This is a genomic window from Tateyamaria sp. GN1-10 (assembly GCF_055693845.1).
This window is the reverse complement of sequence record NZ_JBVFUR010000004.1, coordinates 2,158,173-2,184,208: the sequence shown is the minus strand read 5'-3', so window position 1 is coordinate 2,184,208 and position 26,036 is coordinate 2,158,173. Positions and strand designations below refer to the sequence as shown.

The window sequence follows — 26,036 nt, the reverse complement described above, 5'->3', positions numbered from 1 at the left end:
CAGAGCCCCCATCAGCAAAAATGAATCGCGTCGCCGCAAGGCGCCCTTTGGATCACTAACCCGTCACTGCACGATAATCTCCGGCCCCATCATCAGGGTCGGCAACCAGATCGAAATGGCCGGAATATAGGTCACCATGATCAGGAAGACGAAGAGGACGGCCAGGAACGGCAGCGCCGCCCGGACGACCCGCATCATCGGCATCCCCGCCACGCCTGAAGTGACGAACAGGTTCAACCCCACAGGCGGCGTGATCATCCCGATCTCCATGTTCACCACCATGATGATGCCCAGGTGAATGGGGTCGATCCCCAGCTCAATGGCGATGGGAAAGACCAGCGGCGCCACGATGACCAGCAGGCCCGATGGCTCCATGAACTGTCCGCCAATCAGCAGAATCACGTTCACGATGATCAGGAACACCACCGGGCCAAAGCCGGCATCCAGCATCGCCCCGGCAATCTGCTGCGGGATCTGCTCATCCGTCAGAACATGTTTCAGGATCAAGGCATTGGCGATGATGAACATCAGCGTGACGGTCAGCTTGCCCGCCTCGAAAAGCGCGTGCTTCGTGTCGCGGTGCACCAGCGCCAACGGCATCCGGGCAAAGTCCGTGGCGATCGAAACAGGGTTCAGGTCCAACCCACGGACCATACGCTCTGCCACAGCGCCCAAGGCCGCAAGCGCAAAGCCGATCAGGACTGAGGTGGTCAGATCCAGACCTCCCGACACCAGCCAGATGACGATCCCAAGCGCCAACCCGCCCATCAGCGTGATGCCAGTGAAATTGCCCGCCTTTGGTGCGACCTTCGAAAACGGCCCCATGTCCCGATAGATGAAACTGGCAATCAGGAAGGAATAAACGGCTGCTACGGCGGCGGCTTCGGTCGGGGTAAAGATACCGCCATAAATCCCGCCCAGAATGATGATGATCAGAAACAGACCACCGGACGCGGCCCCGGCAGAGGAGGCCACCTCACCCCAGCCCAGCCAGTCCCCTTTCGGCAGGTTCTTGATCTTGGCAATGGCATAGATCGTGACCATCAGCATCGTGCCCGCCATCAGGCCGGGAATCACGCCAGCCAGGAACATGCGCCCCACGGAAACATCCGTGGCCGAGGCATAGACCACCATCACGATGGAGGGTGGAATAAGGATGCCCAGCGTGCCCGCATTAGCGATGACGCCCGCCGCAAAATCCTTGGAGTACCCCACCTGCCGCATGCCCGCGATCACGATGGAGCCGATGGCAACAACCGTAGCCGGAGACGATCCGGACAAGGCCGCGAACATCATACAGGCGAACACGCCCGCGATGGCCAGACCGCCGGGGAAATGGCCCACAACCGCGATGGAAAACCGGATGATCCGTTTCGCCACCCCACCCGTCGACATGAAGGTCGAGGCGAGGATGAAGAAGGGAATTGCCAGCAACGTGTAGTGCCCCGCCATCGCCTGGAACAGCGTCTGCGCAATTGAGGCGAGCGACGTGTCACTCAGCACCAACAGGAACACGATCGACGACATGCCAAGGGCCACGGCAATCGGCACGCCGATCAGCATCATCCCCACGACGAGGGTAAAGAGAATTGCAACTTCCATGGTCTCAGTCGTCCCGGTTTAGGTGTTTGACGTCTTCGATGGCGTCTTCGGCCTCGTGGCTGACGATCAGGCTGGTGGTTTGTCCTCGCCAGACGCGCACGGTCGCCTGCACGAAGCGGAACAGCAGCAGGCCCATACCGAAAGGCAGAATGGCGTAGGGAATGAAGCGCGGAATTTTCTCGTAGGCTTCACCCTCATTCATCAGGGGTTCGATCCATTTCAGCCATGTGGGATGCGGAATATCGACCGTCTCGTACCACCCGCGATAGGACGAACGCTTCATCTCTTCGAACCCCGTGGGGAACCAGCGGCCCGTGGTCTGCGGCAGGTTGGCGAAGTTGGCCCAATAGTCCCACGCGCCCTTGAAGACGAGGAAGGCGTAGGCGATGCAGATGGCACCTGCGACCAATGCGATAACCCGGCGGACCGGAGCAGAGAAAAGGTTGATGACGGCATCAACGCCAAGGTTCGCGGTGATCTTGACCGCGTAACTGACCCCGAACAGGACCAGCCAGGCAAAGAGGAAGGTCACCATCTCGAGGCCCCAGATCAGGCCTGTGTTGTAGCCGTAGCGCAACACCACGTTGATGAAGGTGATGAGTGTCATCAAGGCCAGCAGGATCGCGATGGCCGTTTCTTCGATTTCGTTGACCCAGCGGCCAAAGCCCGAGCCGGGATCATAAGCGCCTGCCATGGTCCTGCCCCCTTCCCCAAATTTTCAAGAAAAGATGGGCCCGGCGGATGTCCCCGCCGGGCCGCGTCGCGCGACCTTTAGTTGGTCGCGGCGTTGATGGCTTGCGCCGCGTCGATATTGTCCTGGCCTACGTCGTCCTTGAACTGGTCCCAAACGGGTTTCATCACGGACACCCAGGCTTCGCGCTGTGCGGCGTCCAGCTGGCGCACAGTACCACCGGCGTCGATGATGGCCTGCTTGGCCTCTTCATTGACCTCGAAGGCTTGCGTGTTGCGCGTCGTGGTCACCTCTTCGACGATGGTGGCCAGTTGGGCACGTGCGTCGTCGGGCATGCTGTCCCAGAAGTCCGTGGACGTCACGACGAGGTAGTCGATGATGCCGTGGTTCGTCTCGGTGATACCGTCCTGCACCTCGAAGAACTTCTTGCCGTAGATGTTGGACCAGGTGTTTTCCTGACCGTCCACAACGCCGGTCTGCAGCGCGCCATAGACTTCGGAAAAGGCCATGGGCTGGGGCGAGCCACCGATGGCCGCCATCTGCGCCTTGAGCACGTCGGAGTTCTGCACGCGGAACTTCAGGCCGTTGGCATCCGCGGGTGTCATCAGCGGCTTGTTGGCCGACATCTGCTTCATGCCGTTGTGCCAGAACGCCAGACCCAGCAGGCCGCGGCGGGTCATCGATTCTTTCATCGCCTGACCAGTTTCGGAGGCTTGGAACGCGTCAACCGCGTCGATGTCCTTGAACATGAACGGCAAGTCGAAGATGCGGAACTGCTTGGTGAACTGCTCGAATTTCGACAGCGAGGGCGCAGCCATCTGAACGTCGCCCTGCAGCAGCGCTTCAAGCACCTGGTCGTCGTTGTAGAGGGTCGAGTTCGGGAACACTTCCATGCAGGCGGTGCCGTTCATTTCCTCGTTCACGCGCTCTTGCAGCAGCGAGGCGGCGATGCCTTTGGGGTGTTTGTCAGTGTTGGTGACGTGGCTGAACTTGATGACGATTTCGCCATCGTCACAGGCAGCGGCCACGGCGCCTGCGCTGACGGTCAATGCCAGGGCGGCGGCGGTCAGGAATTTCATTGTCTGTCTCCTCCCAGAGATCGTGTTTTTGGGACGTGTCCCCGCGGGGACAGCAATTTGGATAAAAGCAGAGCGTACGGTGGGGTACATAGAAGGAAGTTTTTAACCTCTCTCGTCACCGTCTTATCCGTTATTTTTCAATATCTTAAAGAACACTTTGGAAGTTGTTCAGGTGTTGCGCGCTGCCTGTGTGTGCGGATTTTCGCACTACCCCACGCAACACTGTGTGGAAATCCGCACAATGTTAGCGCCGATAGTCCTCGGGTCAGATCCCGTACTTCTTGAGCTTGTCGTAGAAGGTTTTGCGCGGCAGCCTCAGCGCTTCGGCAGCCGCGCTGGCATGTCCGTTCTGCCGCCCCAACGCCGCAACAAGCAATGACCGCTCAACCCGCGCCATCTGCTCGGCCAAGCCGAGATCAACCGCCTTGGACGCATCCTCGGGCATACCCAGCACAAAGCGCATGGCGGCACTCATCAACGATCGCGCGTTGCCGGGCCAATCCTGTGCCATCAGGGCGGCCATATGATCCGGGGCCAATTCTGGCGGGGTCAGGCCCGCCTGCTCTGCCGCCTGGGCAACATAGTGGCGGAACAGGATCGGGATGTCCTCGGGCCGTTCGCTGAGCGACGGGATGCGGATCGGGAACATCTCGATCTTGTAGTAGAGATCAGCGTTCAAGGCCCCCTCTTCTACGGCTGAGCCAAGGTTGCGCGTGCTGCCTGCGATCAGTCGAGCGCCTTCGCCCGCCTCAAGCGCTTCGAGCAAGGCAAGTTGGCTTGCATGAGGCAGCCCGGTGATTTCATCCAGAAACAGACTGCCCCCGTTGGCCTTGTCCATCGCCTCGGCCAGTGCGCCGGGGCGCAGATCGGCGGCGGCGCGTTTAACAAAGGGCGCCTTGGACCGCAGGGAACTGAGGTGAATGACCTCGGCCACCTTGGAAATGCCCGTACCAGGCGCGCCGGTCACCAGAACCTCGGTCTCGAGCGGCGCCAGCAGGCGCACGCGGTCGCGCAACCCGTTGGCAAGATCGCTTTCGCCAAAGAGCATTCGGGCAGCGGGATCACCGCTTTCCACCAGTTGCCGCAGGCGGCGGTTTTCCAGAACCAGGGCGCGGGTTTTCAATGCGCGCTCAAGAACAGCCAGCAACTCATTGGGTGCACAGGGTTTTTCGAGGAATCCAAATGCGCCATCGCGCATCGCTTGCACGGCCATGGGAATGTCACCTTCACCCGTCAGCAGGATCACCGGCAGGTCCGGGTCGATCTTGCGCGTGTGGGCCAGAAGGTGGAACCCGTCACGCCCCGGCATGCGAATGTCCGACAGGATCACGCCGTTGAAGTCGCGTGTGATGTGATCCTTGGCGACCACGAAAGAGCCAGCCGGGATCGGCTCAAGATCTGCAAGCTCAAGCGTCTGGGCCAGCGCGTCACGCACGGCGGCGTCATCATCGACGAGCAGCACTTGGGTGGTCACGCGGCTACCTCTTGGGTCCAGGGTTGCAGATCGACCGTGAACACGGCGCCATCGGGGCCATTGTCGCCGTGGATTTCGCCGCCAAAGCTTTGCACGATGCCGTATGAGATCGAGAGGCCCAGCCCCATCCCTTCGGATGCGCCAACCTCTTTGGTGGAATAGAACGGGTCGAACACGCGGTCCGGCGTTTCGATGCCCGGGCCGGTGTCGGAGATGATGACGGACGTGTCATGCATGTCGATGGTCAGTGCGCGCGTGTCACGCCCAGCCATGGCGTCGACCGCATTCGAGATCAGGTTGACGAAGACCTGACCCAGCCGCACCTCGCCCCCCGACACCCAGACGGGGGCGTCGGGCAGGTTGAGTGTGAGTGTCACGTCCTCGTTCCGCATGCGGGGCGTGGTCAGTTCCACAGCACTGTGCACAACGTCCACAAGGTTCACGCGCAGCGCCGGTTCGCTTTCCTGCCGGGCAAAGGCGCGCAGGTTCTTGATGATGCGCCCCATGCGGCGGGCCATGTCGGCGATGCGGCCCAGATTGTCCTCGGCCCGGTCGGGTTTGTCGCGCTGCAGAAAGGCCTGCGCGTTGTCGGCATAGGTCTGGATCGCCATGAGCGGTTGGTTAAGTTCATGGCTGAGCCCCGCACTCATCTGCCCCAAGGCGCTGAGCTTGCCCGCCTGAACAAGGTCGGCCTGCGCCCGCGCGAGAGCGGCTTGCGCCTCTTCCCGCTCTTCGGCCTCGCGCCGGAGCTGGGTGTTGGTGTCGGACAGGGCGGCGGTGCGTTCAGCCACGCGTTGTTCCAGTTGCGCATTCGCTTCGGCCAATGTGCGGCGCCGTTCCGTGGCAAGAAACAGAAGCGCGCCGAAGGCAAGGCACAGTCCGGCCACCGCTGCGGCCTGCAGCGTCGCAAGGCGGCGAGCCGGAGCGACATCCACAAGTGCTTCGCCCGTCATGCCGATCACCGGCAAGGGCCGTACAAGGTGCAGGGCGTTTTGCGGCAGGTACGGCCCCCACCCCAGTTGCCAGACCTCGTGCCGGCCCAGTTCGTAGCTGTCGAACGGCAACGCAGGGCCGGTGGCCGGTTTCAGGCCCGGCCCCTCATCCGCGCGCTGCCAATAGACGATTTCGGATCGGTTGGTGATGAACACCCGGTCGCGCGCGTCGGTGAAGAACACCGCAGGGTTCGAGCCGACCCAATCCCATTCGATCCCGGCCAGGTCCGCCGTCACAACCACAGTCCCAGTGACACGCGACCGGGCATCGAACACCGGAGCGGCATAGGCAAAGACGCGGGTGCCGTGCGCCGTGCGCCCGTTGCCCCATCCCAGCGCCCCTTGCGCCGCCCGCGCCACCAGCGGTGCGATGTCGAGCCCCGGTTGATCGGGCCGTGCGGCCGCCAGCACGAGGCCGTCTGCGTTCGTCAGGCGGATGTCCTGCGCCGCCGTTTTGTCTGCAATTTCAAGGAACAGCGCTTCGGCCTGGCTGACATCTTCCCCTGCAAGTGCCGCACTGACACGGGGATGATCCGCCACCAGCACTGCGAGTTCACGGTAGCGCTGGAGCTGCCCTGTCAGGCGGTCCGAGGCAAGCGCAAGATCCGATTGCCCCTGCCGGGCCAGTTGATCAAGTGCCTGGAAGTACCCGTAGCGCCACACGCCGGCGGCTGCCGCCGCAACCAGCGCAACAAAGCCCAGCACCACGCTGATCCGTCTGAGGTATCCGTTTCCCATGGCGGCCACCCTATCCGCGTGCGCAAAGGCTTGCCAAGGCGCGTCCGGCCTGAGACATCTGCCCCATGTTGATCCAGTCCCCGCATGACCCAGCCTTTGTTCAAGACCCATACGCCTTTTACGACCGTGCGCGGGCCGACGGCCCTGTGCTGTTCTGGCAGGATTACGGGATGCACGCGGCCTTTGACCATGCCACCGTGCATGCGCTGTTGCGCGACCGGCGTTTGGGACGTGCGGTGCCGGGGCGCGGGGCAGCACAGGCCCATTTGACCGATTTCGATGCGGTGGAGCGCTATTCGCTGCTGGAGCTGGAGCCACCCGAGCACACCCGCTTGCGCCGGTTGGTCCTGCACGCGTTCACCTCGCGCCGGATTGCAGGTCTTGAGGGCGATATTCGCGCCATCTGTGCCGATTTGTTGGCGAGTTTGCCTGCGGGTCCGTTTGATGTGATCCCAACCTATTGCCAGCTGGTCCCCGTGCGCGTGATTGCGCGCCTGCTGGGTGTGCCGGAGGAGATGGGCCCGGACCTGTTGCGCTGGTCGTCAGCGATGGTGGCGATGTATCAGGCCGGTCGTGATCGGGCGATCGAGGATGCGGCGAATGCGGCGGCCAAGGAGTTTTCGGCCTTTCTGCGCGGCTATATCGAGGAGCGACGGGACGATCCCCGCGATGACCTGATCACCGAGTTGATCGCGGCAGAGGAAGACGGCCAGACGCTGAGCCACGACGAGATGATCGGAACGTGTATCCTGCTGCTGAACGCAGGGCACGAGGCGACGGTGCATAGCTTGGGCAACGCCGTGAAGGCGCTGGTCGAGACCCGCCAGACTGATGCGCTGAACCCGGACCGCGTGGACAGAACGGTGGAAGAGGTCATGCGTTTTGACCCTCCGCTGCATATGTTCACACGCCACGTCTATGAGCCCATCGAAGTGGGTGGTCACAGCCTTGGCCCGGGTGACGAGATTGCCCTGATGCTCGGGGCAGCGGGACGCGACCCAGCCGTGTTTGACGCCCCCGATCAGTTCAACCCTGGGCGGGTCAAGAACACCCATGTCGCCTTTGGCGGCGGGCTGCATTTCTGCGTGGGGGCACCGCTTGCGCGGCTCGAGATGCAAATCGCCCTGCCCATGTTTTTCGAAACGATGCCAAACCTGCGCATTACCGAAGCCCCGAAATACGCAGACAGCTACCACTTCCACAAGCTGGACCAGCTGATCGTCGCAGCGTGAGTCGGGACCGGGTCAAGGATGGCCGGAGGCCACCGCCAGAGGCGGCTTGTCCTTGATGCGGGTGCGACTCACATCACACTTGATCAGGTCGCTTAAGACGCAAAGCGCCTTAAGCGACCTCTCAGCAAAACACCTCGCACCAAGCAACCCGCGCGACGCCAAAAGCAAAGCGGCGCCTCACCGCTGGCTGAACAAACAATGCGCGGTAGCGCTCAATTTGGCTACGTTTCCAAAGGGAGCATCGTGGTGGATTTGATCTCTTCCATCGACAAGAGCGCCGTGACGTTGTGCACCCGCACCTCGGAAATCAGCGCCTGGTAAAACGCATCATAGGCACGTGCGTTTTTCACCCGCACTTTCAATATATAGTCGATGTCGCCGGCCAGCCGATGCGCTTCCTGCACCTCCGGGCGCTCCTGAAGCGCACGCAGGAACTTGGCTTGCCAGTCCGCCTCATGCTCAGACGTGCGGATCAGGACAAAAAAACAGGCCTCGAACCCCAGCGCCTCGGCATCCAGCACAACGGTCTGTTGCCCCACCACGCCCGCCTCGCGCAGCTTGCGAATCCGGTTCCACACAGGCGTCTTCGAAGACCCTACTGCCTTGGCAATATCGTCCAGAGACTGGCTGGCATCGCGCTGCAGCTCGGCCAGAATTTTGCGATCTACCTCATCGATGCGAACAGACATTCCAAAGCGCTCCAAATCGGGAAACAGATGTTCTGCACCTGCACAGAGACAGAACAATCATCCTTATCTGCGCCGCTGTCTAGCAGAAAACCGGGATAATTTCCTATATTGGGGGTCAGTTTTACGGGATCGAGGCCGATATGAACCATTTCCCCATCTTCCTGAACACCGCCGGACGGCGGATCGTGTTGTCAGGCGGCGGCGATGCGGCGCTGGCCAAGCTGCGGCTGCTGATGAAAACAGCGGCCCATATTACCGTCTTTGCACCAAACGCCGATAACCAGATCAAGGCATGGGCGACGGATGGCAAGCTACGCCTGATCGACCGCGCCATGGAGCCCGGCGATGCGATGTGCGCCGCCCTCTTCTATGCCGCCGATGAAGATGAGGTGGAAGACAAGCGCACCGCGGCTATTGCCCACGCAGATGGCGCGCTGGTCAACATCGTGGACAATCTGGCTGACAGTCAGTTCATCACCCCCGCTATCGTGGACCGTGATCCTGTTACGGTCGCCATCGGCACCGAAGGGGCCGCCCCGGTGCTGGCCCGTGCGATCAAGGCCGATCTGGAGGAGCGCTTACCTACATCCTCGGCACCCTCGCCCGCATCGGCAAGGCGTTCCGCAAGGCGGCGGACGTCCTGCCCTTTGGCCGCCCGCGCCGCGACTTCTGGCGCGACTACTATTTCAATGCCGGTCCCAAGGCGATGAGTGATGGCGAAGATGCCGTGCAGCCCGCCCTTGATGGTCTGCTGGCGGATCATCTGATGCGCGACACCCGCAAAGGTCACGTGACCTTTGTCGGCGCAGGCCCGGGTGATCCAGAGCTGCTGACCCTAAAGGCGCGCAAGGCCTTGGATGAGGCAGACGTGGTGATCTACGATCGCCTGATTTCGAAGGAAATCCTGGAGCTTGCCCGCCGCGAGGCCACGATGATCGACGTGGGCAAAGAGGCCTTTGGCCCTTCCACTCCGCAAGAGACCATCAACGATCTGATCGTGGAACATGGGCTGAAAGGTGCGCAGGTCGTGCGCCTGAAATCCGGTGACGCCACTGTCTTCGGTCGTCTGGATGAAGAGATCGAGGCCATGACCGAGGCCGGGGTGGACTATCACATCGTGCCGGGCATCACGGCGGCGTCCGCTGCTGTCGCCTCCATCGGTCAGTCGCTGACCCGCCGAGGCCGCAACTCCTCCGTCCGGTTCCTGACCGGCCACGACACCCGCGGCTTTGCCGATCACGATTGGAAGGCGTTGGCCCGCCCCGGTGAGGTAGCGGCCATCTACATGGGCAAGAAATCGGCCCGTTTCATTCAAGGTCGCCTGATGATGCATGGCATTGATCCAGCCACGCCCGTGACCTTCGTGGAAAACGCGAGCCGCGCTGATCAGCAGGTCCTCTCCACCACGGTGGCCGAGATGGAACCGACCCTCACCGAGGCCGGTCTGGGCGGCCCTGCCCTGACCTTTATTGGCCTTGCCCCACGTGCGGCCATCGCCGCCATCCCCGAGATCCCCATGCCCCACATGCAGGAGGCGCACTGATGCCCAAAGCGTTCACCCCCAAAGTTGTCACCGCCAACCACCTGCTGGCAGGCGATGTGATCTACCAAACTGCTGATGGCTGGACCCGCAAGCTGGAAGAGGCCGAAGTACTGACCGATGAGGCCGATGCCGATCTGCGCCTCATCGAAGCCAGCCAACAGGTGGACGAAGTTGTCGGCGCCTATCTGGCCGATGTGGCGGTTGAGGACGGCGTGCCTGTCCCCACCCATTTCCGCGAAACCTTCCGGGCCACCGGCCCCAGCAACTACGCCCATGGCAAGCAAGTGGAGCTGTCCTGATGTATAGCTATTCCGAATTCGACGCCGCCTTTCTGGCCGAACGCAACCGCCAGTTCCGCCAGCAGGTGGAGCGCCGCGTCTCGGGCGCACTGACCGAGGATGAATTCAAGCCCTTGCGCCTGATGAACGGTCTGTATCTGCAACTGCACGCGTACATGCTGCGCGTCGCCATCCCCTATGGCACGCTGTCGTCAGCCAAGATGCGCAAGCTGGCTGAAATCGCGGAGCGCTGGGACAAGGGCTATGGCCACTTCACCACGCGCCAGAATATCCAGTACAACTGGCCCGAACTGAAAGACGTGCCGGACATGCTGGACGCGCTGGCCGAAGTTGGCATGCATGCCATCCAGACTTCTGGCAACACGATCCGCAACGTGACGGCGGACCATTTCGCGGGCGCTGCGGCGGACGAGATTGCCGACCCGCGCCCCGTGGCCGAGCTGATGCGCCAGTGGTCCACCGACCACCCTGAATTCCAGTTCATGCCGCGCAAGTTCAAGATCGCGATCACCGGCAGCCCGAATGACCGTGCCGTGACAAAGGCGCATGATATCGGCATCCGCATGGTCGCGCGTGACGGCGCGCGCGGCTACGAAATTATCGTGGGTGGTGGTCTGGGCCGGACCCCGATGATCGGCAAGGTTATCAATGACTTCCTGCCCGAAGCTGATTTGCTTCCCTATCTTGAGGCCATCGTGTCCGTCTGGAACCAGATCGGCCGCCGCGACAACAAGTACAAGGCGCGGATCAAGATCACTGTGCATGAACACGGCATTGATGAAATACGCCGCCTTGTGGACGAACGGTTCGAAGAGACACGTAAAACCTTCTCGGGCGTGGACGTGCAGATGCTGCGCGAGATCGAAGAACATTTCGCGGCCCCCGCCTTTATCACGAAGTCGGAGGCACCATTCAAAGACGCCTATCACAACGATCCCGTGTTCCGGTCATGGGCAGATACGAACCTGACGGCGCACAAGGCGGATGGGTACAAGATCGTGTCGATTTCGCTGAAGAAACATGGCGATACCCCCGGCGACGCCACGGCTGACCAAATGCGCCTGATGGCGGACCTTGCCGAAGAGTTCGCCCATGACGAGCTGCGCGTCAGCCACGAGCAAAATGTGATCCTGCCACATGTGCATGTGTCCGACCTGCCCGCGATCCACGCGCGGCTTAAAGAAGCTGGCCTCGCCACTGCCAATATTGGACTGATTAGCGATATCATCGCCTGCCCCGGTATGGATTATTGCGCGCTGGCCACCGCCCGCTCGATCCCGATTGCGCAAGAGATTGCGACCGCCTTTGACGATCTGAAACGCGAGCACGAGATCGGCGCGCTGAAGATCAAGATCTCGGGCTGCATCAACGCCTGTGGCCACCACCATGTGGGCCATATCGGCATCCTAGGCCTCGACCGCGCGGGAGTGGAGAACTACCAGATCACGCTGGGCGGCGATCACACCGAGACGGCCGCCGTAGGGGACCGGGTTGGCCCCGGCTTCTCTGCCGATGATGTGGTGCCAGCGGTCGAGCGGATCGTGGACACGTATCTCGATCTGCGCAGCAGCGAAGATGAGGAGTTCATCGACACCTACCGCCGCACCGGCCTCGCCCCGTTCAAGGCGGCACTCTACCCCGAGACCAAGGTGGCGGCGGAGTAATATCCCATGCTTCATCTTGCCCAGAAAACTTCCCCCGGAGGGCCGGTCCGCCCGGAAGCGCACGTGATGGTCAGCGCGCTGAATGCGCAACTGACCCATCACGGCGCCACCGATGTGCTGCGCGCGGCATTCGAGGCGGTGCCAGACATCGCATTGGTGTCCAGTTTCGGGGCGGAATCGGTGGTTCTGTTGCACCTTGCGGCGATGGTGAAGCGGGACGTGCCGGTGATCTTCATCGACACGGAAATGCTGTTTGCTGAAACGCTGGTCTACCAGCAAGACGTGGCCGAGCGACTCAGATTGGAAAATGTGACCGTGATCCGGGCGGATGAAATCCGCAAGCAGGACCCGGATGGCACGTTGCATCAGCGCGACACAGATGCGTGCTGCGCGTTACGCAAGACCGTGCCACTACAACGGGCACTCGCGCCCCACAGCGGCTGGATGACGGGTCGGAAGCGGTATCAGTCGGGAACGCGCTCGACGCTGGAATTCTTCGAGGTCGAAGAAGCGACGGGGCGCATCAAGGTCAACCCGCTGGCCCGCTGGGCACCTGAGGATGTGCGCGACTACATGGAAGAGAACCGCCTGCCCCGGCACCCGCTGGTGGCACAAGGATATCCCAGCATCGGTTGTGCGCCCTGCACGTCGCCGGTGGCAGAGGGCGAGGACCCGCGCGCGGGGCGCTGGCGGGATCAGGACAAGGACGAATGTGGCATCCACTTTGTCGATGGCAAACTGGTGCGCGTAGGAGAAAGCAAATGACAATTGTTGTAACGGATCAGGGCTTTGGGCCGGACACTTGGGATGGCGGCTACGCTCCGCTTGGCGAGGCTGCGAATGATGCGGCAGCGCTCGACGTACCAAGCGATGCGGACCCCGATCAGATCCCGCTGAATGCGGATATCATCCGCGTGGATTTCCCCAGCTTTGCCGATGGCCGCGGTTTCACCATTGCCCGGATGCTGCGCCTGCGCGGGTATCAGGGCCGTCTGCGCGCCAAGGGCCACGTGATTTCGGATCAATACGCCATGGCCCGCCGCTCGGGCTTTGACGAGGTTGAGATCAGCCAAGCCCTAGCCGCGCGCCAACCCGAGGATCAGTGGCAGTTCCGCAGCGAGTGGCAAGCCCATGATTATCAGGCACGGCTGCGCGGTGCGTCCAACCACTAAAGCCCCGTCATCTGACCCAGATCAAGGCGCGCGACCTTTCGCGCACTTACCCAACTACAAAATTCTTCCCAAATAGAGAGGCGCGGGTGTAAACCCGCGTTGACATATACATGACCGAGCAAACACCCGTGAACGAGACAACCGCCGTCAAGGCCACCCCGACCCTGCCCGATGCCCAGACGGTGACGGAGATCGAACACTACACCGATCGTCTGTTCCGCTTCCGCTGTACGCGACCCGCATCCTTGCGCTTTCGCTCGGGCGAGTTCGTGATGATCGGCCTGATGGGTGATCCGCACCCCGAGACCGGCAAACGGAAGCCGCTTTTGCGCGCCTACTCCATCGCGTCGCCATCCTGGGACGAGGAACTGGAATTCTATTCCATCAAGGTACAGGACGGCCCGCTGACCTCGAAGCTGCAGCACATCCAGCCGGGCGACGAAATCATTCTGCGCCCCAAGCCTGTGGGCACGTTGGTGCATGACGCCCTTCTGCCCGGCAAGCGCATCTGGTTCTTTGCCACGGGCACGGGCTTTGCGCCTTTCGCGAGCCTGCTGCGCGAGCCGCAGACCTATGAGGATTACGACGAGGTCATCATCACCCACACCTGCCGTGAGGTGGGCGAGCTGACCTATGGCCGCGACCTGATCGAGAGCCTGAAAACGGATGAGCTGCTGAACGAGGTGATCGGCGAAGGCTTCTGGAAGAAGATCAAGTACTACCCCACTACCACCCGCGAAGAGAGCCCCAAGATGGGCCGCATCACCGACCTAATGAAATCCGGTGAAGCCTTCAAGGATCTGGGCGTGGAACCGCTGAACCCTGAAAGCGATCGCGCGATGATTTGCGGCAATCTGGCCTTCAACCTCGAACTGAAAGAGATGTTCGAGGAGTACGGGCTGGAAGAAGGCGCCAATTCCAAGCCGGCGCATTACGTGGTGGAAAAAGCGTTCCTCGACTGACGTAAGTGCATCCTTTGCATCAGCTATCCTGATCCTGTGCAATCAGGGTCAGGAACGTATCGATCAGCGTCATGTCTTTGGACACTTCGGGGTCGAACACCCCTTTGTGGGTCCAGCTGAGCGACAGGGCGCTGTAAGCAGCGGCCCATGACAGCAGATGGGTTTGCGAGACATTCAGCGCGGCGGACCACTGCACCGCCCGGCGCAGGATCACAGCCGGGTCAGAAAAGATCGCATCCGATCCAAGCGGGTTTCGGAACGCGTTGGCCAGTTCGTATGTCGCCTCACCCAACACACCCTTGGCGTCAAAGGCCAGAAAGCCGCGGTCGCTGCCCCGCACGTTGTCGTGGTGCAGGTCACCGTGCAACGGGCGGATATTCGTTTGATTGGCCAGCAGCGGCTGCGCCAGTTCGCGTGCGGCTTGTACCGTTGCCCGCACGCTAGACGGACAATCCGGGGTGAAGGTCGCTGCAAAGAGCGCCTCGAACCTATGCGGCAACGGATCAAGGCTGCGCGGCGGGTCTATCCGGCTTTGGTGCAATTGCTGTGCGACATCGCCAAGGATTTGGGTTGCCTGCTGATCGTCCCCCTGACGCACCATGTCGCCCAGCGACGGGCCGTCCAGCCATTCCATCAGAACGGCTGCGCCTGCCCTCTCGAATACGCGCGCCGCACCCTGCCCGTTCAAGGCGGTGAGCAAGTCGAACCCCGGGGCTTCGTCCCGCAAGTCATCATCTGTGTAGCATTTCAAGCAGGCTGTGGTGCCGTCCGCACGTTTGACCCGCCAGAGCGATGCAATAGGCGTGTCCGTCAGGTGTTGAGCCTGTGTGATTTGGAAGGCGGTCAGTAAACTGGTGTCAGGTTGCATGTCGCATGGGTATTGTTCCTGCTTCGACATGTCCAATGCCCGATCAGGTGGGCAAGAAAAAGGCCGCGCCCCAAGGGTTGGGACGCGGCCATATCACCGTTTGCTGACAGCTTGGATCAGAGACCCATCGCCTGTTTCAGCTGGTCCAGAAGGCCTTCCAGCACTTCGGGATTGTTTTGCGCCTGTTCGATCCCGGCTTTGAGCGTTGTTTTTTGCACGACGCTCAACGCTTCGGAGTTGTCGATCATCTCGGCGACCTTGTCGAACTCGAAGCCGTCGACGGTCAGCAGGTCAGCGACACCGCCATCCGTTGCACTTTCAGTTGCTACGCTTGCGGTGTCGGTCGCTGCGTCAGTCGTTGCATCCGTCGCTTCGGCTGCCGTGTCTTCCACGGCCTCTGTCGTTTCGGTTGCTGCACCTTCCGCGGTGTCGGTCGCGGCATCTGCCGTATCGGTCACAGCATCCGTTGTCGCCTCGACGGCGTCGGTTGCACCTTCGGCAGCATCTGTCGCTGTCTCGGTCGCGGCATCAACCGCATCAGAGGCGGTTTCAGTTGCGGCATCCGCTGCATCCGTTGCCGTCTCTGTTGCTGCGTCAACCGCGTCTGCTGCAGCGTCGGCAGTGTCTTCGACCAGGCTCTGCGCGCCTTCCACGGCATCCGCAGACGCATCGGCGGCGCCTTCGGCTGCGTCTGTAGCGGTATCGGCCACGGCATCGGCAGCCGCTTCTGCGCCTTCAGCCACCGCTTCGCCCGCGTCCGTTGCCGCATCCACGGCTTCACCCACGGCGCTTTCGGTCGCTTCTGCAGCCTCGCCAACGGCATCACTTGCGCTTTCCAGCGCTTCGGGTGCGTTCACGGCGTCCGCCGCTTGCGTCGCCACGTCTTGAGGGGTCTGACCCGAGTATAGCAGATACGCCCCCCGCGATCACGACCGCCACGATAATCCAAATGAGATTCTTCATTGCCCACTCCTTTTGTCCGCGGTCACCCCCTGTGACCGTGTCTTTACTCTCGCGTGTCAGATGCGCAGGCCTGTGAAAAGGTGCAAGGGGGAAATTTGCAGATTTCGGCGCAGGATGGCCGATTCAGAGGGTTGAAGAAAACCAGGGCAAAGAGTAGGTTTTGGCCTCATATTTTTCGGAACGATCAAAGGACGACCACCATCGCTCGCAGACCCCACAACGCGCCGCCGCAACGCGACACCGGCCCGCGCGTCAACGACAAGATCCGCGCCAACGAAATCCGCCTGATTGGCGCCGACGGCGAAAATGTCGGTGTCGTCACCCCCGCCCGCGCCATGGATATGGCCGACGATGCAGGCTTGGACCTGGTTGAAATCTCGCCCAACGCCAATCCGCCCGTGTGCAAGATCATGGATTTCGGCAAGTTCAAGTACGAGACGCAAAAGCGCGAAGCCGAAGCCCGCAAGAAGCAGAAGATCATTGAGGTGAAGGAGGTGAAATTCCGCCCCAACACCGACACCAACGATTACGAAGTGAAGATGCGCAATGTCTTCAAGTTCCTCGAGAACGGGGACAAGGTGAAGGTGACCCTACGGTTCCGCGGGCGCGAGATGGCGCACCAGGATCTGGGGCGTGAGTTGCTGGAGCGCGTGGCCGAAGACACCAAGGAAATCGGCAAAGTCGAAAACTTCCCCAGGATGGAAGGCCGCCAGATGGTCATGATGATCGGGCCGCTGCCGCAGAAGTAACGACCTGTTGTTATCCCAAGTCCCAAGGGCGTCGCTTTCGCGGCGCCCTTTTTGGTGTCAGACGGTCTAGACGTTCACGTTGTCTTTCGTATCGTCATCCTCGGACGGCTCGAACAGTTTGGAACTTAGTTCGATCATCTTGCCCGTTTCTGCCGTGTACTGATCAATCGCCTTCTGCAGAAAGGCCATTTGTACCTCCTGCACTTCGGTGGGCGTCTTGGCGTGTAGCAAAGAGTGCTGCAAGGCAACGTCCTCGCGCACCCGTTCGGCAACAAAGGTCATCCATTCGGCACCCATATCGCTCATTCGTTCGATGGAAGAGGCCCCGAACCAATTGAGCGCGCCGAGGCCAGCCGCTTGCCATTGTGACATGGCATCCGCCATGGTTGATTGGTCTGTATCCTTCGTGTGTTTGTCTGTGCGTTTCATCGTGCGCAATCCTCCCTGTGGCGGGATTATGCTAACACGAGTGGCGCCTGCGTACCTTGCGCACAGTCAAAATTGATGTGCGCACGCGGCCCCTTGCCGAAAAAAGAGGCCAACTTGCGTTGGTGCCTTGTCAGGACGAATATCAGGTCTGCGGATTTGCAGCCGTATCGGCAACAACCACCGCCTGCACGAAGCCGCTGAACGGATCGTCAATGTTGCCTGAGCCATCGCGCAGCAGGAAGTCAGTCGCCACAGTCACGGCATTGCCCGATATCCGGGTGATATCCAGGTCAACCTCTTGCTCCAGCACGTGGTGATCGCCGTTGTTGTACCGCTGGCGAAAGCCTTTGAGCATCGCTTCGGCCTTTTGCACTGTGGATCCAAAGGTGACGGTCTGGGATTCCCGCTGTTTGCGCCCGCGGGTTGGATCGAAATGAATAGTCAGTTGGCGAAATTCGACAGCCATAATAGTAACTCCTTGAATAAATCAGTTTTTCAAATCACTGCTAAATATGCAGTGACACTATCATAACGCGAACCCCTCTTTTTTACCCGTCCATATCTGTATCGCCCTGCCCAACTTGTGAATGTCTGCATGTGAGCGCTCACAGACCCAGCCTTGACCTTGCCCGGGGCGCATTCGACAAGGGGCCGTCATCAACGGAGCCAGAGACCATGCCTGAATTTGCCCGCTACCCCAGCCTTGACGGCGCACCTGTCCTTGTCACCGGCGGCGCATCCGGCATTGGCCGGTTGACGGTCGAAGCCTTTGCCGAACAAGGGGCTAAGGTTGCGTTCCTGGATCGGGATGCGGACGGCGCGGCGGAGGTGACGAAAGCAGCCGGTGCCCCCCATGCATTGTGCGACTTGCGCGACATTGCAGCCACACGGGAAGCGATCGCGGACCTGGCCAGGCAGGTTGGCCCCTTCAAGGTTCTCGTCAACAACGCGGCCCGTGATGACCGGCACAACTGGCAAGACGTGACCCCCGAGTATTGGGACGAACGGATGCAGACCAACCTGCGCCACATGTTCTTTGCCATCCAGGCCGTGGCGCCGGACATGATCAAGGCCGGGGGCGGCTCCATCATCAACATGGGCTCCAATTCCTGGTGGGAAGCTGGAGGTGGCTTTCCGGCGTACACCACGGCCAAAGCTGCCGTACACGGCCTGACCCGCACCATGGCCCACGATCTGGGCGACCACCGCATTCGGGTGAACACGGTTGTGCCCGGCTGGATCATGACGGATCGCCAAAAAGAGCTGTGGGCCACGCCAGAGGCGCTGGAGGCGCACCGTGCACGGCAATGCCTGCCCGACCTGATTGATCCCGTGTACGTGGCGCGGATGGTGCTGTGGCTGGCCTCAGACGATGCTGCAATGTGCACAGCGAACAACTTCATGGTCGAAGCCGGCTCGATCTAGGGCAGTGAAACACCTGCGGACCTTGCACCATCGAACAACTCCCGCAGATGACCGAATTCCGCCACAAGCACGCAGCGTGCAAGGTTCGTGTCCTCGCTGTAGCGGGCAATACACAGCGTGTTTGACGCTCCCCGCTGCACGGCGGCCGTATCCAAAAGCGGCTCAAGCAGTTCCGCATAGCGCTGCATGACCATCGTCAGGTCGTTAAAACATGCTTGGGCCGGTCCGCTCTCTGACCCTTCGCATCTTGCGATTGCCAGAGAAAGGCAATGGGTTTGCATCGGCGCGCGCAGCGCATCTCCCAGACCATCAACAGCCTTGGCACACCCCACAATGTTGGCCCGTTGGAATTGTATGTCCTCCGCAAGCAAACTGCAGGCAAAAAGCAAAAGGGCCGCCAGCAGGCAGCCCTTCGATAGGTGAGTCCAAGCGCGGTTCACGCGGCCGCTGTGACGGCCCGCTTGGTCATCACGGCGCAAATATGCGCGCGGTAGTCACCCGTTCCATGCAGATCACTGATCATATTGTCGCCGGACAAGCTCAGGCCGTCGATGGCGTCTGCCGAGAAGTTCGACGACAGCGCCGCCTCGGCCTCGGTCCAGCGGAACACACCGTCATTGCTTGCGCCGGTGATCGCAACACGCACGCCATCAGCGTATTTCGCCACGAATACGCCCACGAGCGCAAAGCGCGATGCAGGTTGCACGAACTTCTGGTAATTCGCTTTCTCCGGCACCGGAAAGCGCACCTCGGTGATGATCTCACCTTCGTCCAGCGCCGTGGCGAACATGCCTTGAAAGTAGTCGTCCGCCGCGATCTCACGCGCGTTGGTCTTGATCGTGGCCCCCGATCCCAAGGCAGCCGCCGGATAACAGGCGGAGGGGTCGTTGTTGGCAAGGCTGCCACCGATGGTGCCACGATTGCGCACGGCCGGGTCACCTATATGCGCCGCTGTCGCCGCCAATGCGGGGTAGCCCCCAGCCTCTGCCGCGACCGTGGCGTGGTTGGTCGCTCCACCAACGCAGATTGATCCGTCTTCTCCTGTGCAAACACCGCGCATTTCGTCGATAGCTGACAGGCTCACCAGCTTGTCCGGGCTTGCAAGCCGCTGCTTCAGCGTGGGGATCAGGGTCTGACCGCCGCCAAGGGGCTGGCTTTCGGTACTGTCCGACAACTCCTTGACCGCATCTGCGATCCGGGTCGGTTTTACGACATCAAAGTTGTACATCTTTGGTCCTTTCTCTCGGCAGGATGCGCGTCTTCATCTTGCCAAATAAACTTCGGGGGTCCGGGGGCTGCCCCCCGGTCCCACACTTTCCATTCAGCCGTTCATTGCCCCCCAAACCCTGTCGGGTGACAGCGGCATGTCGATATGGGTCACATCCTTGCCTGCCGATTGCAGCGCATCGACCACAGCGTTGACCACTGCAGGCGGTGACCCGATGGCCCCGGCCTCGCCACATCCCTTCACACCCAACGGATTGTGTGTGCAGGGCGTCTGGCTGGAGTGATCGACAGCGAACATCGGCAGATCGTCGGCGCGTGGCATCGCGTAATCCATGTAGGACGCACTTAGAAGCTGGCCGTTTTCGTCATAGGCGCAGTTTTCCAAGAGCGCCTGGCCAATGCCCTGCGCAATACCGCCATGGACCTGACCGGTCACGATCATCGGGTTGATGATGTTGCCAAAATCATCGGCGGCAGCGAACCGTTCGATGGTCACTTTGCCGGTGTCGGGATCCACTTCAACTTCACAGGCATAAGCCCCTGATGGATAGGTGAAATTCGCCGGATCGTAGAAGGCCGTTTCCTCAAGCCCCGGCTCGATATCCTCAAGCGGGTAGTTGTGCGGCACATAGGCCGCGAGGGTCACATCGCCCCAGGCGACCGACTTGTCGGTCCCCGCAACAGAAAACGCGCCGTCCTTCAACTCAGTGTCGGCCTCGGACGCCTCCAGAAGGTGAGAGGCGATCTTCTTGGCCTTGTTGATGATCTTTTCGGTCGCGCGCACCATGGCGCTTCCCCCAACAGCGATTGAGCGGGAGCCATAGGTTCCCATGCCCATCGGCGTGTTGGCGGTGTCGCCGTGCACGATCTCGACCATGTTCTCGTCGATGCCGATCATCTCGGCCACCACTTGCGCAAAGGACGTCTCGTGCCCCTGCCCGTGGCTGTGACTGCCGGTCATCACAACCAGACCGCCAGTGGCATTCACACGGACGGTCGCGCTTTCATAGAGACCGGCACGTGCACCAAGTTGCCCGACAAGGTTCGACGGAGCAATGCCGCAGGCCTCGATATAGCAGTTCACACCCAAGCCACGCAGCTTGCCGTTCTTTTCACTTTCCGAGCGGCGCGCGGCGAAACCGGCGAAGTCGCCCATCTCCTCAAGCTTGTCCATGGTGCCGTGATAGTCACCGGTGTCGTACTCGACAGCGACCGGTGTGGCATAGGGGAACTCCGTGATGAAGTTCTGGCGGCGCAGTGCAATTGGATCAACGCCCAACTCGCGCGCGGCCTTGTCCACGACACGTTCCAGCTGGAACGTCGCTTCGGGGCGGCCTGCGCCACGGTAAGCGTCGACTGGCACCGTATTGGTAAAGACCGCCTTGACGTTCACGTAGATCAGCGGGGTTTTGTAGTTCCCTGCCATCAGCGTGCCGTGCAGCCAAGTTGGGATCGACGGCGCGAAAGTCGAAAGATACGCGCCCATGTTGGCGTGCGTCTCGGTCCGGACCGCGGTGAAGTTGTTGTCCGCATCCAGCGCCAGTTCGATCTTGGTCACGTGGTCGCGGCCATGCGCGTCCGAGATGAACGCCTCTGTGCGCGAGGATGTCCACTTGACCGGACGGTTGCAGGCCTTGGCGGCAAAGGTGCAAAACGCTTCTTCCTGGTAGTGGAAGATCTTGGTGCCGAAACCGCCGCCCACATCGGGGGCCACGACGCGCAGCTTGTGCTCGGGGATGCCGAGGACGAATGCGCCCATCAGCAACCGGATCACGTGCGGGTTCTGCGACGTCGTATAAAGCGTGCTGTCGTCGGTGCCCTTGGCATAGTCACCAACGGCGACGCGCGGTTCCATTGGGTTGGCGACGAGGCGGTTGTTGACCAGTTCAAGCGAGGTCACATGCGCCGCATCTTCGAACGCCTTGTTCACGGCATCCTTGTTCTCTTCGACAAAGCCCCAGTCGTAACAGAGGTTGTCGTTGAGATCGTCATGCACCTTGGTGGCACCACTTTCGAGCGCCGCTTTCATATCCACCACGGCAGGCAGCTCGTCGATGTCGAGCACGATGGCCTCGGCGGCATCACGGGCCTGTTCGGCGGTGTCGGCCACAACGGCAGCGACAGGTTCGCCCACGTGCCGGACCTTGCCCTGTGCAAGGATCGGGTGTGCTGGTTCCTGCATGGGCTGTCCATGACGGTCCGTGACCTGCCAACCGCAGGGCATGCCGCCCACGCCCTCGAAGTCCGAGCCGGTAAAGACGCGCACCACACCGGGCATCCCGGCAGCGGCCGCGGTGTCGATGCTTTTGATCGTCCCATGCGCGATATCCGAGCGCAGGAAATGCACATAGGCCTGGCCACGGATGTTGATGTCGTCGGTGTAATTCCCGGCCCCTGTCAGGAACCGCACGTCCTCGCGCCGCTTGCTGCTGGCGCCGATGCCTCCGTCTTTTGGCATGTTGTTATTCCTCCCTGTTGGCGTGGCGCGCCTCCCCGCGCGCCTGCTGACTTACAGCCCGGAAGGATATCCGGGCTGCGGAATTTGGTGCTACTCGGCGGCGATGGCCGACACGTCCTGGCCGCTGGCAGCCATGATCGCCTTGACGATGTTGTGGTAGCCCGTGCAGCGACAGATGTTGCCCTCAAGGTATTCCCGGACTTCCGTCTCGGTCGGCTTTGGGTTGTCCTTGAGCAGTGCTGCTGCCGACATCACCATGCCGGGTGTGCAGAAGCCGCATTGCAGTCCGTGATGGTCTTGAAAGGCCTGCTGGATCACGTTCAGCGATCCGTCCGCGTTGGCCTGACCTTCAATCGTGGCCACATCGGCCCCTTCGGCCTCAACAGCGAGCATCGTGCAGGATTTCACGGCCTGCCCATCCACATGCACCACGCAGGCGCCACATTGTGACGTGTCGCAGCCCACGTGGGTTCCTGTCAGCATCAGCTGGTCGCGCAGGAAAGACGACAGCAATGTGCGTCCCTCGACCTCGCCAGACGCAGCCTTTCCGTTCACGGTCATCGAGACCTGTGCCATGGCATCCTCCCTTTTGGCGTTCTTGTTGTCATCAAGTTAAGCATGGGTCGTGGCACTTGAGAATAGAAAACTTCGCCGCATCCGCGAAATCGCAAGATCGCGCAGTGCCTTAGCATATCAGCTTTCTCTCGGTCGGGGCCGTGTCGGGATTTCCTTGAGCAAACCGCCAACCCCCATCTGCGCGATGTCTGCGGGCGTCAGGTCCACGCCACAGATCAGCCGTTCCAGCACCCAATCAGCACCGTTGAGTGCAGGTGAGCGCGCGCATCCGGGCAGGCCGATCACTGGCCTGTCCTGGTGTGTTCCGAAAAAGAGCAGATTGCCCGGATCAACTGGCATGCCATAGGCAGTGACGGTTCCACCTGCCTCACGCACCGCTGACGGTGCGACATCGTGCATGTCCGATGTGGCGGACGCCGTAAGGATGAAAACAAATTCGCCCTCTGCCTCTGCGACGGCTTGGGCCAGCGGGGCGTCGCGATGCGGCACCACCACCCGGGGCGTCAGCGACACATTCAGGCGGTCAAGCCGTCCGGTCAAAGCAGCGCGGCCCTTGGACGACGGTTCGGCGTTGCCGACCTGTGTTTCGATCAACGTTGCCGTTGAGTATTGCGGGCTCACGATACGGATTGCGTTGGCCGCATCTGCTGTTGCTCTGTCCAGTGCGTCCTGCGACACGGCATAGGATATGATCTTGATCGTGGCGACCATCGTGCGCGCATCGACTCGATGGAATGGCGGCACCGTGGCAATGGTGATCATAGGATCAACGGCATTGATGCCTGAGAGCCGGTCCGCATCTAGCAGGGCGACACCCGGCCCTGTCGCGTAGAGGTTCACGCGCCCTGCCCCAGCCGCACTGACACGCAGCCCCTGTTCCTCGGGCGTTGGCACGACGGCCGCGGCGAGAGCTTCGGCAGCACTGTTTTCTTCGATGTCGCCTGGGTCGAGCGCCGCGACCGTCAGCGTGTCGTGACCCGCCGCTGTCAGTTCTGCAATGTCGTCAACGGTCAGCACGGTTCCTTTGGGCACGCGGCGGGACTGACCCACCAACGAATGGGCGAGCGTTGTGCCAAGCGCATCCGCTGCGGGCCTTGGGCCGAACTTCATGCGTCTTGCCTGAGTGTTGCCACCATCTGTGCCAGGATGGACACCGCGATCTCTGGCGGGCTTGCCGCACCAATATCGAGTCCAATGGGCCCTTTAATCCGCGCGATCTGGTCTGCGGTGAACCCCGCCTCTTCCAGCCGGGCCGCGCGTTTGGCATGTGTGCGCGTCGAGCCGAGCGCGCCGATATAGAACGCCTCGGACTTCAACGCGATATGGAGCGCCGGATCATCCAGTTTCGGGTCATGTGTCAGCAGGACCAGGGCGGTGCGGGCATCCACACCGATCTCGGCCAGCGCTTCGTCCGGCCAGTCATTGATCACGCGTTCACCTGGGAAGCGGGCCTCTGACCCGAAGGCTTCTCGGGGGTCGATGATATAGGGGTCATAGCCAGCCAGTTTCGCCATGGGCACAAGCGCCTGGGCGATGTGCACACCGCCAACAATCGCCAGTCGCAGCGGAGGGTTGTGAATGGCGACAAAGGTCTTGCCATCCTCCTCCATCCCCGTGCGGTCCTTGGCAAAGCGTGCCGCATGGCCGTCGTAGTCCAGCCGCCTGTCCCAGCTTTCAGTGTCGACCACATAGGCTGCCTGTCGGCGCGTCGCGCGGGCCGTAACAAGCGCATCAAGCGTGTCTTCGGGCATCGCCGACCCCACCGGCTCAACGAGGATCTTGATCGTGCCGCCGCAGGCCAGCCCCACTGCAAAGGCGTCGCCATCGCTGACCCCGTATTCAAGCAACCTCGGACTACCATTTTCGAGCGCTTCCATCGCCTCGACCACCACGGCGCCCTCGACGCAGCCGCCCGAGACGGAGCCCATCATATCGCCGTCGCCCGACACGACCATCTGGGCGCCTGCGCGACGTGGCGCGCTGCCCCATGTTTCGATCACGGTGGCAAGGGCCGCGCCCTTGCCCGCTTTGATCCATTCGAGCGCTTGTTCCGGCGCGGTTTCAACCGACGACATGCGATCCGTCCATTTTTGCTGGTTCCATCCCACGCAAAGCGTATGCGGTGACTTTGCGGGAACACAACCCTGACTTAAGCACAGGTTGTTGCGCGCGCTTATGCTTGCGCGTTCCCCGCCTGCGGCCTACATCCGTATGCAAGACCAGCCGGAGACCAGCCAGATGCCCATGCAAGCCCGAGAGATCGAAGATCTGATCCGCGAGAGCTTTCCCGACGCCAAGATCACCATCACGGATTTGGCGGGTGACGGAAACCACTATTCGGCCGAGGTGATCGACGCATCGTTTGCCGGTATGAACCGTGTGCAACAACACCGGGCCGTCACAAAGGCGCTGAAGGGCAAGATGGATGGCAGTCATGGCGAGTTGCATGCGCTGGCCCTGACGACAAAGGCGCCATGATGAATGCCGTTTGGCATATGGTGACCATGCCGTTTCGACGGGCACCGCGGCGTCCATTGTCGGCGCGCCGTCCCGATCGTGACGAGATGGGTCAGACCAGGGTCGTACCGTTGGGTATGGAAGCGACTGATCTGACGCTTGTGAACAAGGTCAACCGACGCAATGACGCTTTGGAGCGTGTAAACCAGGTCAAAACGGATGGAACCGCGAAAAAGGGCGGCTACATGGCGGAAGCCAGCACGCATATCCAAGCGATGCCCGAAGATGAAACCTATGCCGCGCGGTTTCACCGCGCTTTCCACAAGAAAGGCAAATAGAATGAGCGACGCCGCAAACCGGATCACCGAAACCATCAATGCAAACCCTGTGGTGCTGTACATGAAGGGCACCAAGTCGATGCCACAATGCGGTTTTTCCAGCCGCGTGGCCGGTGTGCTGAACTACATGGGCGTGGATTTCGCCGACGTGAATGTTTTGGCGGATGAAGACCTGCGCCAAGGCATTAAGGAGTTTTCGGATTGGCCGACCATCCCTCAGCTGTATGTCAAAGGCGAGTTCGTCGGCGGATGCGACATCATCACCGAAATGACACTGTCCGGCGAATTGGACACGCTGTTTGATGAAAGCGGCGTAACCTATGACAAAGACGCGGCGGACAAAATCCGCGAAGCCAACGGATAAGCAGTTGGGCGCACGACACGTGCGCCTTACGGTTCAAAGAAAGAA

At 61.2% G+C, this 26,036-nt stretch carries 27 protein-coding genes and 1 pseudogene; 12 read left to right on the top strand and 16 right to left on the bottom strand.

Annotated features, from left to right (window positions below):
* Positions 1 to 63 precede the first annotated feature (63 nt).
* The 5 genes from ACZ1HN_RS12665 to ACZ1HN_RS12645 form a co-directional block, all read right to left on the bottom strand.
* On the bottom strand, positions 64 to 1,602 hold the full coding sequence (locus tag ACZ1HN_RS12665) for a TRAP transporter large permease (RefSeq protein WP_472727758.1): 1,539 nt from the start codon (positions 1,600 to 1,602) through the stop codon (positions 64 to 66).
* A 4-nt stretch (positions 1,603 to 1,606) separates the two neighbouring features.
* Positions 1,607 to 2,296 (bottom strand): TRAP transporter small permease, encoded by a 690-nt coding sequence (locus tag ACZ1HN_RS12660; protein ID WP_472727757.1) that lies wholly within the window; start codon positions 2,294 to 2,296, stop codon positions 1,607 to 1,609.
* A 77-nt stretch (positions 2,297 to 2,373) separates the two neighbouring features.
* Positions 2,374 to 3,372, bottom strand: a complete 999-nt coding sequence (locus ACZ1HN_RS12655) for a DctP family TRAP transporter solute-binding subunit (RefSeq protein WP_299206436.1) — start codon at positions 3,370 to 3,372, stop codon at positions 2,374 to 2,376.
* A 265-nt stretch (positions 3,373 to 3,637) separates the two neighbouring features.
* On the bottom strand, positions 3,638 to 4,846 hold the full coding sequence (locus tag ACZ1HN_RS12650) for a sigma-54-dependent transcriptional regulator (RefSeq protein ID WP_472727756.1): 1,209 nt from the start codon (positions 4,844 to 4,846) through the stop codon (positions 3,638 to 3,640).
* The gene (locus ACZ1HN_RS12645) at positions 4,843 to 6,576 is read right to left on the bottom strand and encodes a sensor histidine kinase (protein ID WP_472727755.1); all 1,734 of its coding nucleotides are present in this window, start codon (positions 6,574 to 6,576) and stop codon (positions 4,843 to 4,845) included. The genes ACZ1HN_RS12650 and ACZ1HN_RS12645 overlap by 4 nt, the downstream gene beginning before the upstream one ends.
* 65 nt (positions 6,577 to 6,641) lie before the next feature.
* Between ACZ1HN_RS12645 and ACZ1HN_RS12640 the strand changes: the two genes are divergently transcribed.
* Positions 6,642 to 7,808, top strand: coding sequence for a cytochrome P450 (locus ACZ1HN_RS12640; RefSeq protein WP_472727754.1), 1,167 nt, complete (start codon positions 6,642 to 6,644; stop codon positions 7,806 to 7,808).
* Positions 7,809 to 8,029: 221 nt separating this feature from the next.
* Here the strand turns inward: ACZ1HN_RS12640 and ACZ1HN_RS12635 are convergent, their stop codons facing one another.
* Entirely contained in the window at positions 8,030 to 8,497 is a 468-nt protein-coding gene (locus tag ACZ1HN_RS12635; RefSeq protein ID WP_299549142.1) for an Lrp/AsnC family transcriptional regulator, read from the bottom strand.
* A 140-nt stretch (positions 8,498 to 8,637) separates the two neighbouring features.
* On the opposite strand from ACZ1HN_RS12635, the pseudogene cysG reads away from it, so the two are divergent.
* The 6 genes and pseudogenes from cysG to ACZ1HN_RS12605 all read left to right on the top strand — a co-directional run bounded on the left by cysG (position 8,638) and on the right by ACZ1HN_RS12605 (position 14,137).
* Positions 8,638 to 10,040: pseudogene (cysG, locus tag ACZ1HN_RS12630) on the top strand (siroheme synthase CysG).
* Positions 10,040 to 10,339 (top strand): DUF2849 domain-containing protein, encoded by a 300-nt coding sequence (locus ACZ1HN_RS12625; RefSeq protein ID WP_299602946.1) that lies wholly within the window; start codon positions 10,040 to 10,042, stop codon positions 10,337 to 10,339. The pseudogene cysG and the gene ACZ1HN_RS12625 overlap by 1 nt, the downstream one beginning before the upstream one ends.
* Positions 10,339 to 12,003, top strand: a complete 1,665-nt coding sequence (locus ACZ1HN_RS12620) for a nitrite/sulfite reductase (RefSeq protein ID WP_472727753.1) — start codon at positions 10,339 to 10,341, stop codon at positions 12,001 to 12,003. The genes ACZ1HN_RS12625 and ACZ1HN_RS12620 overlap by 1 nt, the downstream gene beginning before the upstream one ends.
* 66 nt (positions 12,004 to 12,069) lie before the next feature.
* A complete protein-coding gene (locus ACZ1HN_RS12615) occupies positions 12,070 to 12,768 on the top strand; it encodes a phosphoadenylyl-sulfate reductase (protein ID WP_472729319.1) in 699 nt (232 codons plus the stop codon).
* Positions 12,765 to 13,175, top strand: coding sequence for a DUF934 domain-containing protein (locus ACZ1HN_RS12610; RefSeq protein ID WP_299206455.1), 411 nt, complete (start codon positions 12,765 to 12,767; stop codon positions 13,173 to 13,175). Before ACZ1HN_RS12615 ends, ACZ1HN_RS12610 begins: the two co-directional genes overlap by 4 nt.
* Before the next feature lie 110 nt (positions 13,176 to 13,285).
* Positions 13,286 to 14,137, top strand: coding sequence for a ferredoxin--NADP reductase (locus ACZ1HN_RS12605; RefSeq protein WP_472727752.1), 852 nt, complete (start codon positions 13,286 to 13,288; stop codon positions 14,135 to 14,137).
* A gap of 19 nt (positions 14,138 to 14,156) precedes the next feature.
* On the opposite strand, the gene ACZ1HN_RS12600 is transcribed toward ACZ1HN_RS12605, so the two are convergent.
* Together ACZ1HN_RS12600 and ACZ1HN_RS12595 are read right to left on the bottom strand one after the other, a co-directional pair.
* On the bottom strand, positions 14,157 to 15,005 hold the full coding sequence (locus tag ACZ1HN_RS12600) for an aminoglycoside phosphotransferase family protein (RefSeq protein WP_472727751.1): 849 nt from the start codon (positions 15,003 to 15,005) through the stop codon (positions 14,157 to 14,159).
* 116 nt (positions 15,006 to 15,121) lie between these two features.
* Complete coding sequence (locus ACZ1HN_RS12595) at positions 15,122 to 15,886, bottom strand: hypothetical protein (protein WP_472727750.1); 765 nt, start codon at positions 15,884 to 15,886, stop codon at positions 15,122 to 15,124.
* Between the two features lie 135 nt (positions 15,887 to 16,021).
* On the opposite strand from ACZ1HN_RS12595, the gene infC reads away from it, so the two are divergent.
* Positions 16,022 to 16,717 carry a translation initiation factor IF-3 gene (infC, locus tag ACZ1HN_RS12590; protein WP_472727749.1) on the top strand — a complete coding sequence of 232 codons (696 nt, stop codon included), beginning with the start codon at positions 16,022 to 16,024 and terminating at the stop codon, positions 16,715 to 16,717.
* A gap of 66 nt (positions 16,718 to 16,783) precedes the next feature.
* On the opposite strand, the gene ACZ1HN_RS12585 is transcribed toward infC, so the two are convergent.
* Together ACZ1HN_RS12585 and ACZ1HN_RS12580 are read right to left on the bottom strand one after the other, a co-directional pair.
* On the bottom strand, positions 16,784 to 17,146 hold the full coding sequence (locus ACZ1HN_RS12585; RefSeq protein ID WP_472727748.1) for a phasin family protein: 363 nt from the start codon (positions 17,144 to 17,146) through the stop codon (positions 16,784 to 16,786).
* A gap of 142 nt (positions 17,147 to 17,288) precedes the next feature.
* A complete protein-coding gene (locus ACZ1HN_RS12580) occupies positions 17,289 to 17,612 on the bottom strand; it encodes a hypothetical protein (RefSeq protein WP_472727747.1) in 324 nt (107 codons plus the stop codon).
* A gap of 209 nt (positions 17,613 to 17,821) precedes the next feature.
* On the opposite strand from ACZ1HN_RS12580, the gene ACZ1HN_RS12575 reads away from it, so the two are divergent.
* Positions 17,822 to 18,571, top strand: coding sequence for an SDR family NAD(P)-dependent oxidoreductase (locus tag ACZ1HN_RS12575; RefSeq protein ID WP_472727746.1), 750 nt, complete (start codon positions 17,822 to 17,824; stop codon positions 18,569 to 18,571).
* Here the strand turns inward: ACZ1HN_RS12575 and ACZ1HN_RS12570 are convergent.
* The 6 genes from ACZ1HN_RS12570 to ACZ1HN_RS12545 form a co-directional block, all read right to left on the bottom strand.
* Positions 18,568 to 18,942, bottom strand: coding sequence for a hypothetical protein (locus ACZ1HN_RS12570; protein ID WP_472727745.1), 375 nt, complete (start codon positions 18,940 to 18,942; stop codon positions 18,568 to 18,570). The genes ACZ1HN_RS12575 and ACZ1HN_RS12570 overlap by 4 nt on opposite strands.
* 65 nt (positions 18,943 to 19,007) lie before the next feature.
* The gene (locus ACZ1HN_RS12565) at positions 19,008 to 19,799 is read right to left on the bottom strand and encodes an FAD binding domain-containing protein (RefSeq protein ID WP_472727744.1); all 792 of its coding nucleotides are present in this window, start codon (positions 19,797 to 19,799) and stop codon (positions 19,008 to 19,010) included.
* Positions 19,800 to 19,892: 93 nt separating this feature from the next.
* On the bottom strand, positions 19,893 to 22,256 hold the full coding sequence (locus tag ACZ1HN_RS12560; protein WP_472727743.1) for a xanthine dehydrogenase family protein molybdopterin-binding subunit: 2,364 nt from the start codon (positions 22,254 to 22,256) through the stop codon (positions 19,893 to 19,895).
* A gap of 90 nt (positions 22,257 to 22,346) precedes the next feature.
* A complete protein-coding gene (locus ACZ1HN_RS12555) occupies positions 22,347 to 22,832 on the bottom strand; it encodes a (2Fe-2S)-binding protein (protein ID WP_189368599.1) in 486 nt (161 codons plus the stop codon).
* Positions 22,833 to 22,949: 117 nt separating this feature from the next.
* Positions 22,950 to 23,942, bottom strand: a complete 993-nt coding sequence (locus ACZ1HN_RS12550) for a molybdopterin-binding protein (protein WP_472727742.1) — start codon at positions 23,940 to 23,942, stop codon at positions 22,950 to 22,952.
* Positions 23,939 to 24,907, bottom strand: coding sequence for an XdhC family protein (locus tag ACZ1HN_RS12545; protein WP_472727741.1), 969 nt, complete (start codon positions 24,905 to 24,907; stop codon positions 23,939 to 23,941). The genes ACZ1HN_RS12550 and ACZ1HN_RS12545 overlap by 4 nt, the downstream gene beginning before the upstream one ends.
* A 163-nt stretch (positions 24,908 to 25,070) precedes the next feature.
* Here ACZ1HN_RS12545 and ACZ1HN_RS12540 point away from each other — a divergent pair, with 163 nt between their 5' ends.
* Genes ACZ1HN_RS12540 through grxD form a run of 3 tightly spaced genes read left to right on the top strand, consistent with a single transcriptional unit; the run spans position 25,071 to position 25,991 of the window.
* The gene (locus ACZ1HN_RS12540; protein WP_299206808.1) at positions 25,071 to 25,310 is read left to right on the top strand and encodes a BolA/IbaG family iron-sulfur metabolism protein; all 240 of its coding nucleotides are present in this window, start codon (positions 25,071 to 25,073) and stop codon (positions 25,308 to 25,310) included.
* Positions 25,307 to 25,627, top strand: a complete 321-nt coding sequence (locus ACZ1HN_RS12535; protein ID WP_472727740.1) for a hypothetical protein — start codon at positions 25,307 to 25,309, stop codon at positions 25,625 to 25,627. The genes ACZ1HN_RS12540 and ACZ1HN_RS12535 overlap by 4 nt, the downstream gene beginning before the upstream one ends.
* Position 25,628: 1 nt before the next feature.
* A complete protein-coding gene (grxD, locus tag ACZ1HN_RS12530) occupies positions 25,629 to 25,991 on the top strand; it encodes a Grx4 family monothiol glutaredoxin (RefSeq protein ID WP_299206481.1) in 363 nt (120 codons plus the stop codon).
* Positions 25,992 to 26,036: the final 45 nt, after the last annotated feature.

What these genes read in the sequence shown, in the direction of transcription:
- ACZ1HN_RS12665 (WP_472727758.1), bottom strand. Translation starts at nt 1,602, where the DNA reads ATGGAAGTTGCAATTCTCTTTACCCTCGTCGTGGGGATGATGCTGATC.
- ACZ1HN_RS12660 (WP_472727757.1), bottom strand. Translation starts at nt 2,296, where the DNA reads ATGGCAGGCGCTTATGATCCCGGCTCGGGCTTTGGCCGCTGGGTCAAC.
- ACZ1HN_RS12655 (WP_299206436.1), bottom strand. Translation starts at nt 3,372, where the DNA reads ATGAAATTCCTGACCGCCGCCGCCCTGGCATTGACCGTCAGCGCAGGC.
- ACZ1HN_RS12645 (WP_472727755.1), bottom strand. Translation starts at nt 6,576, where the DNA reads ATGGGAAACGGATACCTCAGACGGATCAGCGTGGTGCTGGGCTTTGTT.
- ACZ1HN_RS12640 (WP_472727754.1), top strand. Translation starts at nt 6,642, where the DNA reads ATGTTGATCCAGTCCCCGCATGACCCAGCCTTTGTTCAAGACCCATAC.
- ACZ1HN_RS12635 (WP_299549142.1), bottom strand. Translation starts at nt 8,497, where the DNA reads ATGTCTGTTCGCATCGATGAGGTAGATCGCAAAATTCTGGCCGAGCTG.
- ACZ1HN_RS12625 (WP_299602946.1), top strand. Translation starts at nt 10,040, where the DNA reads ATGCCCAAAGCGTTCACCCCCAAAGTTGTCACCGCCAACCACCTGCTG.
- ACZ1HN_RS12620 (WP_472727753.1), top strand. Translation starts at nt 10,339, where the DNA reads ATGTATAGCTATTCCGAATTCGACGCCGCCTTTCTGGCCGAACGCAAC.
- ACZ1HN_RS12615 (WP_472729319.1), top strand. Translation starts at nt 12,070, where the DNA reads ATGGTCAGCGCGCTGAATGCGCAACTGACCCATCACGGCGCCACCGAT.
- ACZ1HN_RS12610 (WP_299206455.1), top strand. Translation starts at nt 12,765, where the DNA reads ATGACAATTGTTGTAACGGATCAGGGCTTTGGGCCGGACACTTGGGAT.
- ACZ1HN_RS12605 (WP_472727752.1), top strand. Translation starts at nt 13,286, where the DNA reads ATGACCGAGCAAACACCCGTGAACGAGACAACCGCCGTCAAGGCCACC.
- ACZ1HN_RS12600 (WP_472727751.1), bottom strand. Translation starts at nt 15,005, where the DNA reads ATGCAACCTGACACCAGTTTACTGACCGCCTTCCAAATCACACAGGCT.
- ACZ1HN_RS12585 (WP_472727748.1), bottom strand. Translation starts at nt 17,146, where the DNA reads ATGAAACGCACAGACAAACACACGAAGGATACAGACCAATCAACCATG.
- ACZ1HN_RS12580 (WP_472727747.1), bottom strand. Translation starts at nt 17,612, where the DNA reads ATGGCTGTCGAATTTCGCCAACTGACTATTCATTTCGATCCAACCCGC.
- ACZ1HN_RS12575 (WP_472727746.1), top strand. Translation starts at nt 17,822, where the DNA reads ATGCCTGAATTTGCCCGCTACCCCAGCCTTGACGGCGCACCTGTCCTT.
- ACZ1HN_RS12565 (WP_472727744.1), bottom strand. Translation starts at nt 19,799, where the DNA reads ATGTACAACTTTGATGTCGTAAAACCGACCCGGATCGCAGATGCGGTC.
- ACZ1HN_RS12560 (WP_472727743.1), bottom strand. Translation starts at nt 22,256, where the DNA reads ATGCCAAAAGACGGAGGCATCGGCGCCAGCAGCAAGCGGCGCGAGGAC.
- ACZ1HN_RS12555 (WP_189368599.1), bottom strand. Translation starts at nt 22,832, where the DNA reads ATGGCACAGGTCTCGATGACCGTGAACGGAAAGGCTGCGTCTGGCGAG.
- ACZ1HN_RS12550 (WP_472727742.1), bottom strand. Translation starts at nt 23,942, where the DNA reads ATGAAGTTCGGCCCAAGGCCCGCAGCGGATGCGCTTGGCACAACGCTC.
- ACZ1HN_RS12545 (WP_472727741.1), bottom strand. Translation starts at nt 24,907, where the DNA reads ATGTCGTCGGTTGAAACCGCGCCGGAACAAGCGCTCGAATGGATCAAA.
- ACZ1HN_RS12540 (WP_299206808.1), top strand. Translation starts at nt 25,071, where the DNA reads ATGCCCATGCAAGCCCGAGAGATCGAAGATCTGATCCGCGAGAGCTTT.
- ACZ1HN_RS12535 (WP_472727740.1), top strand. Translation starts at nt 25,307, where the DNA reads ATGATGAATGCCGTTTGGCATATGGTGACCATGCCGTTTCGACGGGCA.
- grxD (WP_299206481.1), top strand. Translation starts at nt 25,629, where the DNA reads ATGAGCGACGCCGCAAACCGGATCACCGAAACCATCAATGCAAACCCT.